19 protein-coding genes are annotated in these 18,068 nt (G+C 57.9%); 13 read left to right on the top strand and 6 right to left on the bottom strand.

Annotated elements, in window-relative coordinates:
* Nucleotides 1-49: 49 nt before the first annotated feature.
* Both dnaG and rpoD read left to right on the top strand, forming a co-directional pair.
* Nucleotides 50-1,999: a DNA primase gene (gene dnaG, locus ACR0AP_RS05105; protein ID WP_480505687.1), complete on the top strand. Its 1,950-nt coding sequence runs from the start codon at nucleotides 50-52 to the stop codon at nucleotides 1,997-1,999.
* Between the two features lie 114 nt (nucleotides 2,000-2,113).
* Nucleotides 2,114-4,096, top strand: a complete 1,983-nt coding sequence (gene rpoD / locus ACR0AP_RS05100) for an RNA polymerase sigma factor RpoD (protein WP_209504318.1) — start codon at nucleotides 2,114-2,116, stop codon at nucleotides 4,094-4,096.
* A gap of 178 nt (nucleotides 4,097-4,274) precedes the next feature.
* On the opposite strand, the gene ACR0AP_RS05095 is transcribed toward rpoD, so the two are convergent.
* Nucleotides 4,275-5,294 carry a helix-turn-helix domain-containing protein gene (locus ACR0AP_RS05095; protein ID WP_480486077.1) on the bottom strand — a complete coding sequence of 340 codons (1,020 nt, stop codon included), beginning with the start codon at nucleotides 5,292-5,294 and terminating at the stop codon, nucleotides 4,275-4,277.
* Between the two features lie 393 nt (nucleotides 5,295-5,687).
* Here ACR0AP_RS05095 and ACR0AP_RS05090 point away from each other — a divergent pair, with 393 nt between their 5' ends.
* From ACR0AP_RS05090 to ribD, 6 genes are all read left to right on the top strand, one after another.
* Nucleotides 5,688-6,077 carry a thiol-disulfide oxidoreductase DCC family protein gene (locus tag ACR0AP_RS05090; RefSeq protein WP_480505824.1) on the top strand — a complete coding sequence of 130 codons (390 nt, stop codon included), beginning with the start codon at nucleotides 5,688-5,690 and terminating at the stop codon, nucleotides 6,075-6,077.
* A gap of 2 nt (nucleotides 6,078-6,079) precedes the next feature.
* Nucleotides 6,080-6,625, top strand: a complete 546-nt coding sequence (locus tag ACR0AP_RS05085; RefSeq protein WP_480505686.1) for a DUF4166 domain-containing protein — start codon at nucleotides 6,080-6,082, stop codon at nucleotides 6,623-6,625.
* A gap of 77 nt (nucleotides 6,626-6,702) precedes the next feature.
* A complete protein-coding gene (locus tag ACR0AP_RS05080; RefSeq protein WP_480505684.1) occupies nucleotides 6,703-7,107 on the top strand; it encodes a hypothetical protein in 405 nt (134 codons plus the stop codon).
* Between the two features lie 21 nt (nucleotides 7,108-7,128).
* Nucleotides 7,129-7,542: a secondary thiamine-phosphate synthase enzyme YjbQ gene (locus ACR0AP_RS05075; RefSeq protein ID WP_480505682.1), complete on the top strand. Its 414-nt coding sequence runs from the start codon at nucleotides 7,129-7,131 to the stop codon at nucleotides 7,540-7,542.
* 120 nt (nucleotides 7,543-7,662) lie between these two features.
* Entirely contained in the window at nucleotides 7,663-8,133 is a 471-nt protein-coding gene (nrdR, locus tag ACR0AP_RS05070; protein ID WP_209504313.1) for a transcriptional regulator NrdR, read from the top strand.
* A complete protein-coding gene (gene ribD / locus ACR0AP_RS05065) occupies nucleotides 8,130-9,230 on the top strand; it encodes a bifunctional diaminohydroxyphosphoribosylaminopyrimidine deaminase/5-amino-6-(5-phosphoribosylamino)uracil reductase RibD (protein ID WP_480505680.1) in 1,101 nt (366 codons plus the stop codon). The genes nrdR and ribD overlap by 4 nt, the downstream gene beginning before the upstream one ends.
* A 2-nt stretch (nucleotides 9,231-9,232) precedes the next feature.
* Here the strand turns inward: ribD and ACR0AP_RS05060 are convergent, their stop codons facing one another.
* The 3 genes from ACR0AP_RS05060 to ACR0AP_RS05050 form a co-directional block, all read right to left on the bottom strand.
* Entirely contained in the window at nucleotides 9,233-11,233 is a 2,001-nt protein-coding gene (locus tag ACR0AP_RS05060) for a capsular polysaccharide biosynthesis protein (RefSeq protein ID WP_480505678.1), read from the bottom strand.
* Between the two features lie 3 nt (nucleotides 11,234-11,236).
* Nucleotides 11,237-12,370 carry a polysaccharide biosynthesis/export family protein gene (locus ACR0AP_RS05055; protein ID WP_480505676.1) on the bottom strand — a complete coding sequence of 378 codons (1,134 nt, stop codon included), beginning with the start codon at nucleotides 12,368-12,370 and terminating at the stop codon, nucleotides 11,237-11,239.
* A gap of 80 nt (nucleotides 12,371-12,450) precedes the next feature.
* On the bottom strand, nucleotides 12,451-13,749 hold the full coding sequence (locus ACR0AP_RS05050) for a capsule biosynthesis protein (RefSeq protein WP_480505674.1): 1,299 nt from the start codon (nucleotides 13,747-13,749) through the stop codon (nucleotides 12,451-12,453).
* A gap of 141 nt (nucleotides 13,750-13,890) precedes the next feature.
* Here ACR0AP_RS05050 and ACR0AP_RS05045 point away from each other — a divergent pair, with 141 nt between their 5' ends.
* From ACR0AP_RS05045 to ACR0AP_RS05025, 5 genes are all read left to right on the top strand, one after another.
* Nucleotides 13,891-14,478, top strand: coding sequence for a riboflavin synthase (locus ACR0AP_RS05045; RefSeq protein ID WP_480505672.1), 588 nt, complete (start codon nucleotides 13,891-13,893; stop codon nucleotides 14,476-14,478).
* Between the two features lie 104 nt (nucleotides 14,479-14,582).
* Entirely contained in the window at nucleotides 14,583-15,704 is a 1,122-nt protein-coding gene (gene ribB, locus ACR0AP_RS05040; RefSeq protein WP_480505670.1) for a 3,4-dihydroxy-2-butanone-4-phosphate synthase, read from the top strand.
* Between the two features lie 2 nt (nucleotides 15,705-15,706).
* Entirely contained in the window at nucleotides 15,707-16,258 is a 552-nt protein-coding gene (locus ACR0AP_RS05035) for a 6,7-dimethyl-8-ribityllumazine synthase (RefSeq protein WP_480505668.1), read from the top strand.
* Nucleotides 16,255-16,737, top strand: coding sequence for a transcription antitermination factor NusB (gene nusB / locus ACR0AP_RS05030; protein WP_480481565.1), 483 nt, complete (start codon nucleotides 16,255-16,257; stop codon nucleotides 16,735-16,737). The genes ACR0AP_RS05035 and nusB overlap by 4 nt, the downstream gene beginning before the upstream one ends.
* Nucleotides 16,738-16,797: 60 nt before the next feature.
* The gene (locus tag ACR0AP_RS05025) at nucleotides 16,798-17,103 is read left to right on the top strand and encodes a hypothetical protein (RefSeq protein WP_209504305.1); all 306 of its coding nucleotides are present in this window, start codon (nucleotides 16,798-16,800) and stop codon (nucleotides 17,101-17,103) included.
* 214 nt (nucleotides 17,104-17,317) lie between these two features.
* Here ACR0AP_RS05025 and ACR0AP_RS05020 read toward each other — a convergent pair whose 3' ends face one another.
* Together ACR0AP_RS05020 and ACR0AP_RS05015 are read right to left on the bottom strand one after the other, a co-directional pair.
* Entirely contained in the window at nucleotides 17,318-17,743 is a 426-nt protein-coding gene (locus ACR0AP_RS05020) for an SRPBCC family protein (protein ID WP_480505667.1), read from the bottom strand.
* Nucleotides 17,740-18,060, bottom strand: coding sequence for an ArsR/SmtB family transcription factor (locus tag ACR0AP_RS05015; protein ID WP_480476940.1), 321 nt, complete (start codon nucleotides 18,058-18,060; stop codon nucleotides 17,740-17,742). Before ACR0AP_RS05015 ends, ACR0AP_RS05020 begins: the two co-directional genes overlap by 4 nt.
* Nucleotides 18,061-18,068 lie beyond the last annotated feature (8 nt).

Raw genomic sequence — 18,068 nt, 5'->3', positions numbered from 1 at the left:
CGCGCGCCTTCCTCTTGGCGCGCGTTTTCATTTCTGGCAGGTTTAGCAGATGTCATTGCCCCCCGGATTTCTGGACGAATTGCGCACGCGGCTCAGCCTGTCTCAGGTTGTCGGGCGCAAAGTCATGTGGGACCAGCGCAAGTCCAATCAGGGCAAAGGGGACATGTGGGCGCCTTGCCCGTTCCATCATGAAAAGACGGCCTCGTTCCACGTGGATGATCAGAAGGGGTTTTATTACTGTTTTGGCTGTCATGCCAAAGGGGACGCGATCAGTTTTGTGAAAGAGACCGAGAATGTCTCGTTCATCGAAGCTGTCGAGATTCTGGCCCGCGAAGCCGGGATGCCGATGCCTGCGCGCGACCCGAAGGCGCAGGAAAAACAGGACCACCGCACACAGCTGGCTGATGTGATGGAACAGGCTGTGCAGTTCTTTCGCCTGCAACTCAAAACCGGGGCAGGAGCCGCCGCACGAGACTACCTCGCGCGCCGCGGGTTGAACGCGCAAGCGCTGGATCGGTGGGAGATTGGATTTGCTCCGGACGATTGGCAGGCGCTGTGGGACCATCTTCGCGGCAAGAACGTGGCCGAGGATCTGATCCTTGGGGCCGGGCTGGCCAAGCCTTCAAACAAAGGCAAAAAGCCCTACGACACCTTCCGCAACCGCATCATGTACCCGATCCGCGACCCGCGCGGACGTTGCATCGCGTTTGGCGGGCGGGCGATGGACCCCAATGACAACGCGAAATACCTGAACTCACCCGAGACCGAGCTGTTCGACAAAGGGCGCAGCCTTTACAATCAAGGCCCGGCACGACAGGCGGCAGGTAAGGGTCAGCCGCTGATCGTGGCCGAAGGCTATATGGACGTGATCGCGCTGGCCGAAGCAGGTTTTGGCGCGTCGGTTGCCCCTTTGGGAACGGCCATCACCGAACATCAATTGCAACTGCTGTGGCGGATCTCGGACGAGCCGATCATTGCGCTGGACGGCGACACGGCAGGTCTGCGCGCTGCGATGCGGGCGGTTGATCTGGCTTTGCCGCTGCTCGAAGCTGGAAAGTCGCTGCGGTTTGCCCTGATGCCAGAAGGCAGAGACCCCGACGACCTGCTGCGCGCCGAAGGGGCAGGCGCTGTGAAGGCCGTGCTGGATGGTGCCATTCCGATGGTCAAGTTGCTTTGGCGGCGCGAGACCGACGGCAAGGTGTTCGACAGTCCTGAACGTAAGGCGGCTTTGGACAAGTCCCTGCGCGAGAAAATCAAGCTGATCCGCGACCCATCAATACGGGCGCATTATGGGCAAGAGATCAAGGACCTGCGCTGGCAATTGTTCCGCCCGCAACGGCAGCAGCAATCCCGGCAATGGCAACCGCGCGGCAAATGGGTGCCGCCAAAACAGCCTGCCACGCCCGGCGCGCGGTCCTCGTTTCTGGCCTCGTCCGAGAATGCCGAGATTCAACTGCGCGAAGCGGCCATTCTGGCGATTGCCGCGCTTAACCCCCGAGTCGTCGTGCAGTTCGAACACCAACTGGAAGAGATGGAATGCCGCGACCCCGATCACGCCGCATTGCGAACTGCAATCCTGCGCCACGCGATCGATGACCCGGACAATCTGAAGGACCATATTGCCGAAACTTTAGGGCCAGAGGCCCTTGAAAACCTGCTGACCCTTCGCCATGTCGCCGTAATCCCCTGTGTGTTCAAACCAGGCGACGTTGAGAAGGCCGAGATGACACTGGCCGAAGAACTCGCGAAAATCAAAGCGCTCCGGGGGTTGGATGCTGAGATTGCCGAAGCCGCCGAGGAGATGTCCGATCTGGCCGATGAGGCACTGACATATCGGCTGGCGCAAGCGGCAGAAGAACGCAACCGGACAAGCCGAAGCCAGAATGAAGACAGGGCCATATTCGACATCGCCGACAACGGGGCGCGAATCAACCGCGACGAGAAAGACGCGTTCGAGGCGATTATGTCCGGCATCAAATTCGAGCGGAAACGCCGGTAAAATGGTGTTTTCGTAAGGCACTGGAAAAGAAAAACGGGTAAACGGGTGGCCGAATCACTTCTACGCGCTAATGATTCGGATCAAACGAATCACCCATCCCTGCAGGAGCATTGAATGGCCGCCAAAGACACGACCGAAGATCGCAAATCCGACGAGCAGGACCAGGAAATCTCGCTGGACATGAGCCAGGCCAACGTCAAGAAGATGATCGCCGAGGCCCGCGAGAAAGGTTACATCACCTACGATCAGCTCAATCAGGTTTTGCCGCCCGATCAGGTCAGCTCGGAACAGATCGAAGACGTTATGTCTATGCTGTCCGAGATGGGCATCAACATCATCGAAGATGAAGAGGCTGAAGAAGAAGAGAACAAGGGCTCGACCGAACTGACGACTACCGAAAGCAACCGCGAGGTTGCGTTGGCCGGGGCTGCCACCGAAAAGCTGGACCGCACCGACGACCCCGTTCGCATGTATCTGCGCGAGATGGGTTCGGTTGAACTGCTGAGCCGTGAGGGCGAGATTGCCATCGCCAAGCGGATCGAAGCAGGGCGCAACACCATGATCGCTGGTCTGTGCGAAAGCCCGCTGACCTTCCAGGCGATCACCATCTGGCACGACGAATTGCTGTCCGAGGACATTCTGCTGAGGGATGTCATCGATCTGGAAACCACGTTCGGCAACCAGTTGGACGAAGACGGCGACGCGCCAGTTGTAGACGCGTCGGCGGTGCAGGCTGCGAAACCCGCGAAAGAGGCCGGGCCGGAACTGGATGCCGATGGCAACCCGATCACCAGCGACGACGACGATGACGAAGACGATCAGGCCAACATGTCGCTGGCCGCGATGGAAGCGGCATTGAAGGATCAGGTTCTGACCACGCTGGAGCGGATCTCAACCGATTTCGCGATGCTGTCCGAAATGCAGGACAGCCGCATTTCGGCCACCTTGAACGAGGATGGCACGTTCAGCGAAAAAGACGAAGAGACTTATCAGAAGTTGCGGGCCGAGATTGTGCAGCTGGTGAATGGTCTTCACCTGCACAACAACCGGATCGAAGCGCTGATCGACCAACTTTACGGTATCAACCGTCGCGTCATGTCGCTGGACAGTTCGATGGTGAAGCTGGCCGATCAGGCAAGGATCAACCGTCGCGAGTTCATCGACGAATACCGCGGCCGTGAACTGGACCCCAACTGGCTGGCCGAAATGGCGGAAAAGCCGGGCCGGGGCTGGCAGATGTTCATCGAACGCTCGACCGCGAAGGTCGAAGAGCTGCGCAACGACATGGCTCAGGTCGGCCAATATGTGGGTCTGGACATCAGCGAATTCCGCCGCATCGTTCAGCAGGTCCAGAAGGGCGAAAAAGAGGCGCGTCAGGCCAAGAAGGAAATGGTCGAAGCCAACCTGCGTCTGGTGATCTCGATCGCCAAGAAATACACGAACCGCGGCCTGCAATTCCTTGATCTTATTCAGGAAGGTAACATCGGCCTAATGAAGGCGGTAGACAAGTTCGAATACCGCCGCGGCTATAAATTCTCGACCTATGCAACGTGGTGGATTCGTCAGGCTATCACGCGTTCAATCGCGGATCAGGCGCGCACAATCCGTATTCCGGTTCATATGATCGAAACGATCAACAAGCTGGTCCGGACCGGTCGCCAGATGTTGCACGAGATCGGCCGCGAACCGACGCCAGAAGAACTGGCCGAAAAGCTGCAAATGCCGCTTGAGAAGGTTCGCAAGGTGATGAAGATCGCCAAAGAGCCGATTTCACTGGAAACTCCGATTGGTGACGAAGAAGACAGCCAGCTGGGTGATTTCATTGAGGACAAGAATGCTGTGCTGCCGCTGGACAGCGCCATTCAGGAGAACCTCAAGGAAACCACGACACGGGTCCTGGCCTCACTCACCCCGCGTGAAGAACGTGTGCTGCGGATGCGTTTCGGCATCGGTATGAACACCGACCACACGCTTGAAGAGGTGGGTCAGCAGTTCAGCGTGACCCGCGAACGTATCCGCCAGATCGAAGCGAAGGCGCTGCGGAAGCTGAAGCACCCCAGCCGATCCCGAAAACTTCGGTCCTTCCTGGATCAGTAAGTATCAAGGCGCCTCTCCCGAGGCGCCTTTTTTTATTCCGGACACTCTTCACGATGGCCTGTTCTCCCATCACATTGGCGGGAACGCACAAGGGCTGGACCTTCTGTCCTTCTATATCCGTTCTGTCCACTCATGGAACGGGCCGGGGCGAGGTTTTTCAAGCTGATGACCCCCGGTCTCACGTCCGTATCGGGTGTTCTGTTCGCGTCTTGAACGCGCTGGGCGGCTGGCCTGTCCAACGTTTGAAAGCGGTCGAAAATGCGGCCTGATCGGCATAGCCCAGCGAATAGGCGATTTCGGACAAGGGCATTTCATTCTTGATAAAGGTCTGCGCCAGGTCGCACCGCAGATCGTCGACAACATCGCGATAGCTGGTGCCTTCGTCCCTGAGGCGCCGACTGAAGGTTCTAAGGCTCATCCCCAGATCAGCCGCGAGGCTTTCGGCCTGCGGGATTGCGCCGGGCAGGGATCGGGTAACCAGCCCTTCGACCTTGGCACGGGTCAGATGTTTGGGCGCGCCTCTCTCAGAAAGCAGGCGATCTGCATATTCCAGCAAGTGCTCTCTGAGTTGGGGGTCATAAGTCGGTACAGGCAGGTCCAGCGCTGAAAGAGGCAGGATAATCTCGAGGTTCTCAGCCCCAAAGGTCACGGGAAAACCGGCAAGCTTTTCAAATCTTCGGGCGTGGTCACCGACCCTGTGCTGAAACCGAATTTCTATCGGATAAAGATCGACTTGCGTCAGGTTCCGCATTCTGGCCAGGGCAGCAAATATCAGGAATTCGGTGCGTCTGTGATACCGCGCAAATCCGGGGTCTTTCCACTCGGCTTCCAAGGTCGCAAAGTTATCCGCGACGCGCAGGTTAAGCGCGATGGCAGGGTCGATGATACCGTGAAAGCGCGAGAGGTTCTCCATCACCTGTTTCAGGTCGCGGGAATACTTGCTGATATAGGCGGTCACGGTCGAGGCTGATGTAACCTCAAGACCTGTGCGGGCCGCAAACGTTATGTCATGGGTGGCGTCACATGCATAACGGATAAACAAAGCCTCGCTTTGTACGCTGTAGGTGGTCACCGGCGGCGCGATATCCTGAGGGCGCAGCCCTGCCATTTTCAGGACATCGCAGGACATGTCGCCATTTCCGGAATAGCGGTCCAGCGCCTGAACAAACAGATGAAGTCGGCCGATATCGACATCCATCGCGAAACAGTACCTCAAATTTTCAATTACATACACAAACTATTGCGGAATTGTCTTTCAGGATCGACGGTGCTGACAAGTGGATTTCACACAGAAACAAGCCGTCGGTGGCAGTTTCTCGAAATTTTTTGACCGGTATGGACAAGCATCGCCATGTGCAACGAACCAATTCAGTGGTGTTGCCGGGTCCAGACCTTTATGGGGATGAGGTCAGAGCCTCGGGGAAATCACCAGCCTCTGGTTAAGGCTCCCCGGCACGCCCCCACACCTTTCATACATGTCGCATTGCTTCGCTCAGGTGGTTTTGTCAGGCTGGCTTTAAGTCAATAGTTCCGGTGTAAAACCTTGCAGGATATTTTTGAGAATACAGCGGTTAATGACCAAAACCTAATTGTGTTCGACAGCGAATGCGTGCTGTGTTCGAGGTTTTTCCAGTTTATGCTGAAACGTGACCAGCGCCATGTTTTCCAATTTGCAACGGCGCAGTCCCCGCTTGGGCAAAAGCTATATCGTGATCTCGGCCTTCCCACACAGGATTTTCAAACAAATCTGGTGGTCGTGAATGGCGCTGTTTTTCAGCATCTGGATGCATTTGCAGCGGCGATGCGACAGTTGCGCGGCCCATGGTCGCTATTATCAATGTGTCGGTTTCTGCCTCGGCTTATCAAGGATCCAACCTATCGCCTGATCGCACGAAACAGATATGCATTCTTTGGGCGTTCCGAGACATGTCTGGTTCCCGGTCCCGATATCAGGGCTCGTTTTGCCGAAAACGGGTACTAGCGATGGACGATCCCTTTCTTAAGGCGATAGGATCGACCGAAAGGTTGCCAGGGGCGGTTCGAGTATTGCACATGAGCGAGGGCTGCTTTGCAGGACGTTGCGACATCGAACGTGGCAAAGGGATATGGGTTGCCCTTGCAACACGTCTGGCCGGGTTTCCGCAAAGCGGCAAAGACGTCCCCGTCTCCGTGCACATTGATACTGATGGCGAATTCTGGTCATGGGATCGGAATTTCGCGGGCCACAAAACCCGATCAACTCTGAAATATGATACGAAAAGAGAGTGTGTCCGTGAATCTTTTGGCGCGATCTCGATCTGGTTAAAGCCCGTTTGGTGGGAAAATGGGATGCATATCAAAATCCTCCGCCTGACCGTGTTTGGCATCCCGATGCCATCTTTTACCTTGCCGCGATCAAGAACGCGCGAATGGCAGGACAAAGCGGGGCGCTTTCGGTTTGATGTGTCTGCAGACGCGCCGGGACTGGGAATGTTGATCAGATACCAGGGCTGGCTCACGCCGGTTCACGCATCGCACGAGACGGACTAAACAGAACGTGAGCGACCCTGTGCCGACGGAGCTTATGGCCTAACCTTTTTGAGACACACAATCAGGGAATTATGACAATGAAACATACACGGACATTTGCCGCGCTTGCCGCCCTGGCGTTCAGCATTCCAATGACGGCTGACGCGGCGCCGCACGGTTACCGGACCGAGCCGATAAACGCCACTGACTTCGAGGTTATTCCGCGAGGCGACCGGCGCACCGAAGGATACTGGTGCGCCGCAGCGGATTATGCTCGGCGTACATTGGGCGCGGGTTGGCGCGATCCGATCTATGTGTTGCGTGGGTATGGGCCAAGCGTCACCACCGGGCGCAAGACGGCGGTTCAGTTTTCGACCAAGCCGCCCCAGAATGTCGATGTACAGCCAAGCAGTTTTGTTACAATCGGTTTTCAAACTGGCGACAGCATGTCTGTACAAGGCGCGAATGCCAGGTGTAACTATCGACCGTTCTATAACGACTGACAGAACGGCGAGACACCGCGAATGCAGACTGAATTTGCAATCCGTACAAAAGGATCAGGGCTATACGAATTCACGTCTGAAGTGACGCAGTGGCTTGGGCAGGTGGCGACGGATGGCTTACTGACGCTTTTCGTTCGCCACACTTCCTGTTCATTGCTTGTTCAGGAAAACGCGGACCCCGAAGTTCAAACTGATCTTCGGGCGTTTTTCGAAAGGCTGGTGCCGCCATCCGATCACCCGTCAATGTCGTATCTAAGGCATACTTACGAAGGCCCCGATGACATGCCAGCGCATATAAAGGCTGCGCTGTTGCCGGTATCCTTGTCGATACCTGTGGTGCAGGGTCGCCCGTGCCTTGGAACATGGCAGGGGATCTATCTGTTTGAACACCGCACGGCACCACACCAGAAACGGATTGCAGCACACCTGACCTGACCCTTTATCTAGCGGTTGAAATTTCCGACTACCCAAACCCTAGTTGCTGCCCTATAGTTGTGGATAAGTAAGTCGCAGCACTTACAAAAAGAGGCGGAACAAGGGACGAGGAGACGGCGGATGCGCTGCCCGTTTTGCGGAAATATCGATACTCAGGTAAAAGATTCACGCCCGGCAGAGGACCACGTGGCAATCCGCCGACGTCGGTTTTGCCCAGCATGTGGCGGGCGGTTCACGACCTATGAGCGTGTGCAGCTGCGTGATCTGGTTGTCATAAAGACCAATGGTAAACGCGAAGATTTCGACCGCGATAAACTGGAACGTTCGATCCGCATCTCGATGCAGAAACGGCCAGTTGATCCCGAGCGGATCGATCAGATGATTTCGGGTATTGTGCGCCGGCTGGAAAGCATGGGCGACACGGATATCCCGTCCCACAAGATCGGTGAGATCGTTATGGAAGCTCTGGCGCGGATCGATACCGTCGCTTATGTTCGCTTTGCGAGTGTGTACAAGAATTTCCAGGCGGCCGATGATTTCGAGGAGTTTGTCCACGAACTGCGACCGCCGCAGCCTTCGACGGACGAGTGAGCGAAACAGATAAGCGGTTTATGGCGCTGGCCTTGTCATTGGGGCGGCGCGGCCAGGGGACGTGCTGGCCAAACCCTGCGGTGGGTTGCGTTATCGTGCGCAAAGGCCGGATTGTCGGGCGCGGTTGGACTCAGCCGGGCGGGCGCCCCCATGCCGAGACTGAGGCTTTGGCGCAGGCTGGGCAGGCCGCGCGTGGCGCGACCGCCTATGTGAGTTTGGAGCCCTGCGCCCATCACGGAAAGACACCGCCCTGTGCCGAGGCATTGATTGCTGCGGGTGTCGCCCGTGTTGTGGCAGCCGTGGAAGACAGCGATCCGCGTGTCGCAGGGCAGGGCTTTGCCAAGCTGCGCGAGGCCGGAATTAAGGTCGTAACCGGTGTCCTCGCAGCGCAGGCGGAACGTGATCTGGCGGGCTTTTTTCTGAAGACCGAACAGGGCCGACCTTTTGTAACGCTTAAGCTGGCCAGCAGTTTTGATGGGCGGATCGCAACCGCGACCGGGCATAGCCAATGGATTACCGGGCCACAGGCGCGCCGCGTCGTCCATGCCATGCGCGCGCGCCACAGCGCGGTGATGGTCGGTGCCGGTACGGCGCGGGCCGACGACCCGTCACTGACGGTTCGGGACCTTGGCGTTGATCATCAGCCCGTGCGCGTTGTGGTTTCGCGCCATATGGACATATCCCTGATGGGGCATTTGGCTCGCACGGCATCAAAGACACCTGTGTGGCTCTGCCATGCGCATCACCCGGATGCCGAGCGCGCGAAAGCCTGGGAAGGATTGGGCGCAAAGCTGATCCCCTGTGCGTTGAAAGATCATCAGGTTGACGCGGTCGATCTGCTCCAACAGTTGGGGCAAGCCGGTCTGACCAGCGTCTTCTGCGAAGGTGGGGCGGCGCTGGCAGCGTCGCTGCTGGCCGAGGATCTGGTGGATGAACTGGTCGGATTTACCGCTGGATTGACCATCGGAGCCGAAGGTCTGGCTGCCGTGGGAACATTGGCTTTAACGACACTGGACGCCGCGCCACGGTTCGAACTGGTTGAAGCGAAAGTGGTGGGTGGGGATATCCTGCACCGTTGGCGCAGGGCGTCGGACTAGGTTTAGCGCCACAAGTGCGCATGTGTCGCAAACGCGCCCTGAAGTTTTGACAGAACTCGATTGAACGGACCGGTCGGAGCACAAGTGCCCTGCGCCAGACGTTCAACTGCAACCTCGACCGGGCAGGGTTGCCCCGTGACTGGGTCGAAATAACGAGGGTAATCAATCAGGGTGGCATGGACGAGGCCCATCAACGTTGGTCGTGCGCCACGCCGGGCGGGAACAACCCCCAGATCCGTGGTCAGCCCCCAACCCGCATAAAAGGGCGCGCCCAGAGTTGTAACCTTCACGCCGCGCAGCAAAGCCTCGAACCCCAGAAGCGATGTCATGGTCCATACTTCCTGCACGTGCGGCAACAATGACGCGGGGTCTGTTTGGGTTAAAACAATGTCTGCAATCGCCTCGGCATCGATCCTGCCTTCGCGCAGACCCGCTTCGACATCGGGGTGGGGTTTGTAAATCAGGATCGCGTCGGGATTGGCATCGCGCACAGTTTTCAGCAGGTCCAGATTGTTGCGGACCGCGCTGGTACCCAACAGGATCGAGGCGTCGTCCTCGACCTGTCCGGGCACAAGAATACGATGGCCTTCGGGCAGGGGGCTGGTCGGATTGCCGGTATTGTATTTGCTCAGGCCTTCGGCCAAAAGGTTTTCGACAAGACGTTCCGCGCGCAGGTCCTGATCCGGCCTCAACGTTTCACGCAAAGTGATCAGCTCTTCCAACTGGCTGGGTTTTGTCGGGTCGTAGTAGATACCGATCTCGTCTGTCACCAGCGACAATGGCGGGACCAGTGCCGCCCCAAGCCCGCGTGAACGCAGGAACCCGTCTTCGACCCGAACCGCCCCTTCGGTGTTCCTTGCCTGGCTGGCCCATACCATGTGGGGGCGGTCCGGTGTGCCGGGTTGAGATGCCGTAAAGCGCAGCTTTCCATGTTGCCCGAAAAACTGTTGCAGATGCCTGCGTTTCCACAAGCGCATCCCGGATGCCGTCCAGCCGTTCTTGTCCTGTCGCCAGGCGCGGGTCTTTGCCTCTAACGTGTCCAGTACCGTTTCCAGTTCGCACAGCTGATCACGATAGGGATCGAACCAAGTCGGGTACAGCAGCATGGCGGCCGCGAACAATTGCGCCCGTGTCAGACTGCGCTGGCGGCGCGGAACGGGTCTGTCATCCTGCGTCAGGCCCCATCCGGCATAGAAAGGTTGGCCGAACACACGCGGTTTGTGGCCCGCCAGAATTGCCTCGAACCCCAGTTGCGAGGACACGGTGTAAACAGCAACAGCCCCTTCAAGCAACGGCCATGGGCTGATCGGGTCGCTGAACCGCGTTATCCGGTCTGACAGGTCCTGATCGGTGAAATGCCCCTGACGGTGACCCGCCAGTGTTTCAGGATGTGTCTTGATCAGGATACGCGCGCCGGGGTTTTCCTCCTGCGCCAAGACAAGCATTTCAAGAAACCGGGCGCGGTCCGCTCCGCTTGCAGTTACTGAAGCATCGCCGACCGTCTGATCGATCACCAGAACATAGCCCGGATCGGGTGAATCAAGATCGAGATCGAAGGCGGAATATTTGCTGAGGTTAAGCTCTCTGATCCGCGTGATCGCGGCGCGGGCACGGTCCAGCAGGGCCGTGTCATCCAGAGGGTGCGTGGTCAGCACTGTCTCAAGTTCAGACGGCGTGGCGGCATCGAAATGCAGGCCGGAACGATCCAGCAACAGCCCCAAGGGGGGCTCGCCATTCCGGCCCGGGTGCAGAGATCTGAGAAAGGCGTCCTCGACCCGCAGAACCGGGGCAGCGTGTTTTTCGGCGATCTTAAGGCCGCGATGTGCTGTCGGGCTGTTGCCCCAGACGCCTACGCAATCGCCTTCTTTCGGAAGTCCCAGACGAATGTCGTAACCCGAAAGCGTCAGAATTCGTCTCAGACGTTTCTGGGTCAGAAAGCCGCCATTATAGACAAACAGCCGATTTAGCCCGCTCCCGGCTGACGTGTCGGGATCGGGACGCATGCATCAATTGCCAGTTAGCGTGGCAACGTTTGCAACGGGCGTCAGACCGCCTGCGATAAGTGAGATCGACTTGCTCCACTGCGCATAGGGCGCTTCGGTCACGTAGATTGTATCATCATCCCGGATCACGAAATCGCGTGCAATGAACAGGCCGTTGGGGGCTGTCAGGTTCAGCAGGTAGATCATGCGCTGATCCCCTTTGAGGTCGGCGCGTCCGGTGATACTGCGGGCGACATCCTGACGTTCCTTGCGCAGAATGAATATTCCCGTTGGATCCGAGGAAAGCGTCAGCAGACCACCGACCTGCGCCAAGGCTTCCAGAGCCGACAGGTCCTGACTTTCAAATGCCACGCGCGACTGGCCCCCGGTTGCGCCAAGGGCGATATACGATCTGCTGTCCTCTTCCACCAGAATGCGGTCGCCACCGCGCAGGGCGACGTCCAGCTTGGGGTTGCGGAACAGGTCCTCGTACCAAACGGTACCCTTCTGATCGCCCCGGATCAGGGTCACCAGCGCGATGTCCGACGCGACCGAGACCCCGCCCGCCTGGGACAACATACCAAGCAGCGATCGGGTTGGCCGTTCAATCGGATAAATGCCCGGTGCGGCGACCGTGCCCGTCAGCGAGACGGTGGACCCGTCACCCGCGACGCGCCGCACTTCGACTTGTGGGTCCGGCGTTTGTTCCTGAAGCTTGTCTGTGATCAGAACGCGCAGCTGTTCTGGCGTGTTTCCCGCGGCCCGAATCCGGCCTGCATAGGGGACAAAGATAAATCCGTCACTATCGACCTGAACCTCGTTCAACGCGGTCGCAAGACCGGTTTCGCCTGACAGCAAGCCATCGTCGACGTTTTCCCAGATGGTCAGCCCCAGCACGTCACCAGGGCGGACGGTATCTGCGGTCAATGTCTGGGCACTGCTGAAGGAGGACGAAAAGCCATACTGAGGAATGGCGGACGTCGCGCGTGTGACATTGTCGTCAACTTCAACGACATATGCGTTGCCCCCGTTTTGAACTGAACCGGCCAGAATTTCGGATTTGTTCGGTCCGGATTTTGGCAACTGGCACGCAGCCAGCAGACCAATTGCAGCCACAAGGGACACACCCCGCATCCATCGCCTAAGAGAGACTTTCACCGCCCGATATCCTCAGTCTTTTGTAGTTGCGTGCAGATTAGCTGGTAAGTTGCTTAACTTCCAGTCACACACCACCCGTTTCATTCGACGACTTTCAACTGTGTCGTTCGCGCCTCGTTCGTATTCAGAACCGATTGGTAAGGATCGTTGGTGTCCAAAAGCATATCCACGGCGCGACGCAGCAGCTGACGGCGGCCACGTCTTGAGTAGAACCCACCGGGTACCTGACTGGTTTCCAGAAGAAATTGCCGATAACAGCGATAGGCTTCGGCATCCGGGTGGCGGGGACCGGCGAAAAACGCTGCGATCGGCTGCTGTGAGACGAAATCGGGCTTGTCGTAAACCGAACGCCCGAATATGCGCAATGGAATGCCCCGCCACAGGACTTGCTGTCCGGCAGTGGAATTCACGGTGACGGCCGAACTCGCCTCATCCAGCAATATGGCCAGCTTGCCGCCCGGCACATAATGAACCCGGTCGCCGATGCCATGTTTTCCGGCTATCTCGCGGGCCCGGCGTCGCAACGGTTCGCGATGGTTTTCCAACGGGTGTTCCTTTACCACCAGCCTGTGATGGGCAGGCGCGCCCTGCGCAAATCCTTCGATTACCAGCTCAAGAAATTCACACATGCCCGAAAAGCTGGAATGAGCCTGCACCGAGCTGTCATGCCCAAGCTGCAACAGAACGAGGTGGTAGGGGTATCCGCCCCATCTGACCCGCGCCGTTGCCACACTTCGTTGAAGGCGATGAAAAGGCATCAAAAACAGTCGCTTGAGGTACAATCTGAATTCTTGAGAGACAGGTAATTCCCTGTGCGGTTGAAAGTTGCGGTAGCGACTGTTCAGGGCCATCACGAACCAATGATAAAGGGCGCCATAGAAGATATGGTGCCGCATGTCTCCCCAATGCGACGGGGGCGGGGGCGCCTTTCGGTCGGACAGGGCCAAGGCCTGGCGCATTTGCTGAACGTCCAGCGACATCAGCCGGGAATTTCCGTTTGATCCGTCCCGCTCATAAGTCACCCACCATGGGCGCAGATACCCCTCCTCGAATACATGAACGGTAACTCCGCACGACCGCGCGATTTCGACCGCACGCGCATGGATGGGTCTGGTGTCGCCATATAGAACAATATCCGTAACGGCTTTTTCAGCGATCAAAGAGGACAGTGTTGCGGGCCAGTTTTCCGGTTTGTCCTGAAACGGGATGTAACTCGCCTTGTCGAACCAGAACGCCTGATCACCTGCATTGAACCCAACCCGCCAGACCCGGGCCCCCGTGGCGCGCAACATACGCCCCAAGGCCGGGAAAAAAGGTCCGTGCGGGCCCTGAAGGAACAGGAAGACCCGATCATGAGACCTTGAAGGCGGGTGCGGCATCCGAACTGCTCGTATTGTTGTTGTTGCCAAAACTATGCCCGTTTGGTCGGTGTACGGCAAGGCAGGGCTTGCCCGCGCGGCCCGTTGGCCTTACCTCGACGGTGATAGTCAGGCACAGGTTAGGAACTGAGGGTTAACGGAATGTTTACAGGGATCGTCACCGACATGGGCACCGTCGTCGAGCTGGAGCAGCAGGGAGACCTGCGTGCGCGGATCAGGACCGCCTATGACACTGCGGGCATCGATATCGGGGCCTCGATTGCCAGTGACGGTGTTTGTCTGACCGTGATCGCGCTGGGCGACGATTGGTATGACGTCCAGATCAGCGCGGAAACCGTCTCGAAAACCAATCTCGACACCTGGACTGTCGGCAAGCGTGTCAATCTGGAACGCGCCCTGAAGGTTGGTGACGAACTGGGCGGTCACATCGTTTCGGGCCATGTGGATGGCGTAGCCGAGGTGATCGCGATCAAGGAAGACGGCGACAGCACCCGCGTCACCTTGCGCGCGCCAAAGGATCTTGCACGGTTCATCGCGCCCAAAGGGTCGGCGGCACTGAACGGCACATCCCTGACAGTAAATGACGTGACAGATTGCGATTTTGGCATCAACTTCATTCCACACACCAAGGAGGTCACCACTTGGGGTGACGTGCAGGTCGGTGACAGGGTCAATCTTGAGATCGATACGCTGGCCCGTTATGTGGCACGTCTGGCCGAAATGTCTTGATACGATACGTCGCGTCGGAACAGACCTGCGCCGTTTGTGGACTGGTCTTTGTGCCCTCAGTGGTCTATTCCGCCGTTCAAACATGCCATGCGAAAGGCTGCCCAATGAGCTTTGAGACACCCGGCCCGGTCGAGGCCCGGCTGCGCGACGCGATCAGCCCGATCGAAGACATTATTGAAGAGGCGCGTGCGGGCCGGATGTATATCCTGGTCGACCACGAGGATCGCGAAAACGAGGGCGATCTGGTGATTGCTGCCGAGTTCGCCGATGCCGAGGCCATTAACTTTATGGCCACCCATGGCCGTGGCCTGATCTGTCTGCCGATGACAGCAGAACGGGTCGAAGCACTTGGGCTGCCGATGATGGCGGTGAACAACTCGTCCCGGCACGAAACCGCATTCACCGTGTCAATCGAGGCGCGCGAAGGGGTCAGTACCGGGATCTCTGCCGCCGACCGTGCGCTGACCGTGGCAACTGCGATCAACGAGCAGAACACGATGGCTCATATCGCAACACCGGGCCACGTCTTCCCCTTGCGCGCCAAGCGGGGTGGGGTGCTGGTGCGTGCCGGTCATACCGAGGCGGCCGTCGATATCTCGCGTCTGGCCGGCCTGAACCCCTCGGGCGTGATCTGTGAGATCATGAAACCCGACGGCACCATGGCGCGTCTGCCCGATCTGGTTGAATTTGCGCAAGAGCACAACATGAAGATCGGCACAATCAGTGACCTGATCGCCTATCGGTCGCGCAACGACAATCTGGTGGTTGAAACCTCGCGTCAGATGGTGACGTCAGAATATGGCGGCGAGTGGGAGATGCGGCTGTTCACCGATCAGACCCATGGCATCGAACATGTGGTCATGATCAAGGGCGACATTACCACACCCGAACCGGTGTTGACCCGCACCCATGCTCTGCACGAGGCCCCCGATATTCTGGGTCTTGGTCCGAAATCCTCGCGCGAACTGCCGCGCGCCATGGAGAAGATTTCTGAAGAAGGACGGGGCGTGGTCTGCCTGTTCCGTCAACCGCGCAACTCGCTATATGCAACGGGCGACGAGGGGCCGCGCACAATCAAACAAACCGGTCTGGGGGCGCAGATCCTGTCCAAGATGGGAATTCAGGAACTAGTTCTGCTGACCGACTCGCCGCAAACCGTATATCTGGGGCTTGACGCGTTTGGCCTGTCCATCGTCGGCACCCGTTCGATCCTGAAGGAAGACTGATCATGGTTGCTCAAGACGAACATGGCGTTCTGTCGACACCGAAATTTGACAAGCCAGTCAAGCTGCTGATCGTGGCGGCGCCGTTTTATCGTGCGATTGCCGATAACCTGATCACGGGCGCGAAGGCCGAAATCGAAGCCGCGGGCGGAACCTGCGAAGTGGTCGAGGTTCCCGGCGCGCTGGAAATCCCGACCGCTATCGCAATGGCCGATCGTCAGTGCAACTTTGACGGCTACGTCGCGCTGGGCTGCGTCATTCGTGGCGAGACAACGCATTACGAAACCGTTTGCAACGACTCCAGCCGGGCCATCCAGTTGATGGGCCTGCAGGGCCTGTGCATCGGTAACGGTATTCTGACAGTAGAAAATGACGCGCAGGCCGAAGTCCGCGCGAACCCCAAAAAGATGAATAAAGGGGGTGGGGCTGCTGCTGCGGCCTTGCATCTGATCGCGCTCAGCCGTAAGTGGGGCTCTTCCAAAAAGGGCGTTGGTTTCAAACCGCCGTCCGAGTCCATCCTCGTGGCGGGCGACAGCAACGGATCCTCGACAGCATGACCAAGACAGACGCGCCGAAACCGGCAAACCAGAAACGCCTGATGAAATCCGCCGCCCGGCTTTATGCCGTGCAGGCGCTGTTCCAGATGGAACAGTCCGGGCAAACGACCGAAGCTGTCGTGAATGAGTTTCTGGATCACCGTTTTGGCGCTGTCTATGAGGGTGAGGAAATGTTGGACGGGGACATCTCGGTTTTCCGGTCCCTGGTTGACAATGCGGTGAACTATCAGGCGGCCATCGACCAGATGACCGACCGTGCGCTGGTCGCCAAATGGCCGATCGCTCGGATTGACCCGACCTTGCGGGCGCTGTTCCGTGCGGCTGGGGCAGAGCTGACCCAAAGCGACACGCCGCCAAAGGTTGTCATCACTGAATTTGTTGACGTTGCGCGTGCGTTTTTCCCGGAAGGCAAAGAGCCGAAATTCGTCAACGCAGTGCTGGATCACATGGCGCGTGAGGCACAGCCCGAGGCATTCTGACGCCTTTACGAGAACCAAATATGCGCAAACTATGAATGTCATAGTGCAAAGAGGTTCGCCATGCCCAAACTGATCCGCCTTTATATCACGCAAGTTGCCTGGGGCTTTGTCATTTCGGCTGTGTTTGTCGGCGTCCTGTTGGCGCTGAATGTTGCAAACCTGCGCCATCTGATAACCAGTTCGGAAATCGGCCTTATCGCTTTGGTGATGATCTGGTTCATGAACGGCATTGTCTTTGCGGGTGTCCAGTTCGCCTACAAGATCATGAGCATGGCAGAAAAGCCGCAAGGCCCGCGCCGGGGCACCCCTGTTGTACACAGCTTTAAACCGGCGGTCGCAAAGCAGGAAGCCCCAGCAGGGCGCTGAATTTCAGGGGAAAATGTGGCGGGACCACCAAACAACCGTGTGGTTTGATTCCCGAGGACCTGTATATACAGGTGGGCGCCAGGTAATCAGGCCAGGACCTGAACAGAGCCAGCCCCCTCGGAATTGCTTAAGGCCACCAGAATGCTACCTGTCACAAGAAGGGCAGAACCCGCCACGCGCTTAAGTAGGGCGTATGACGGGTTCGCACAAGGGGTCAGGCATCAACAGTTTCGTGCAATGCCGTGCGCATCTTGCCAAAGTGTTCGTCCCACCCCTTGTCCAGCGCCAGGATCAGGCCAAAACCATCGGCCCCCTGCGGCAGGCCTTCATGCCGCAGGTCAAGGCGCGTCCCTCCTGCGACGGGTTCCAGGGTCCACTTGACCACGCTCACCGCGTCGCCCATCGGTTTTACGGTGAACGTGTATTCCAGATATTTGGGAGGGTTGGCAACGCGAACCTCACCCCAAATCAACAGGTCGCCGCTTGTCGTGCCAAACATCTCCAACTTTTGACCCGCGGACAGAGGGTGTTGAGGTTTGTGGAACCATTCCGCCAGACGATCCGGGTCTGTAAGATAAGCCCAAACCGTTTCCGGCTCGGCCCTCAGAAAGATCGATTTCTTCAGAACTGCATCGGTCATTTCGATTTCCTTTCAACAGCTTCCTTGAGAGAGTTGAGGCGATCGTCCCAGAACTGGTCAAAATATCTGAGCCAGTCCAGAACGGGGGCCATGCCTTGTGGTTCAAGTCGGTTAATGCGTTCGCGGCCACGGGTTTCAACGGTGATCAAGCCGCCGTCGGATAGCACGGTCAGATGCTTTTTGACCGCGGCCCGGGTCATGTCGAACCGGTCTGTCAACTGCCCGATGGTCATGTCCTGAGACGAGAGCAATTGTACAATGTCCCTACGTGTGGGATCGGCCAGCGCACGGAACGCGTTTTGAGTTCGGTTATCCATAAGCAACC

Source organism: Ruegeria sp. AF7, assembly GCF_056541885.1.
Note: the sequence above shows the minus strand (reverse complement) of the source record. Positions and strands in the feature narration are given on the sequence as shown.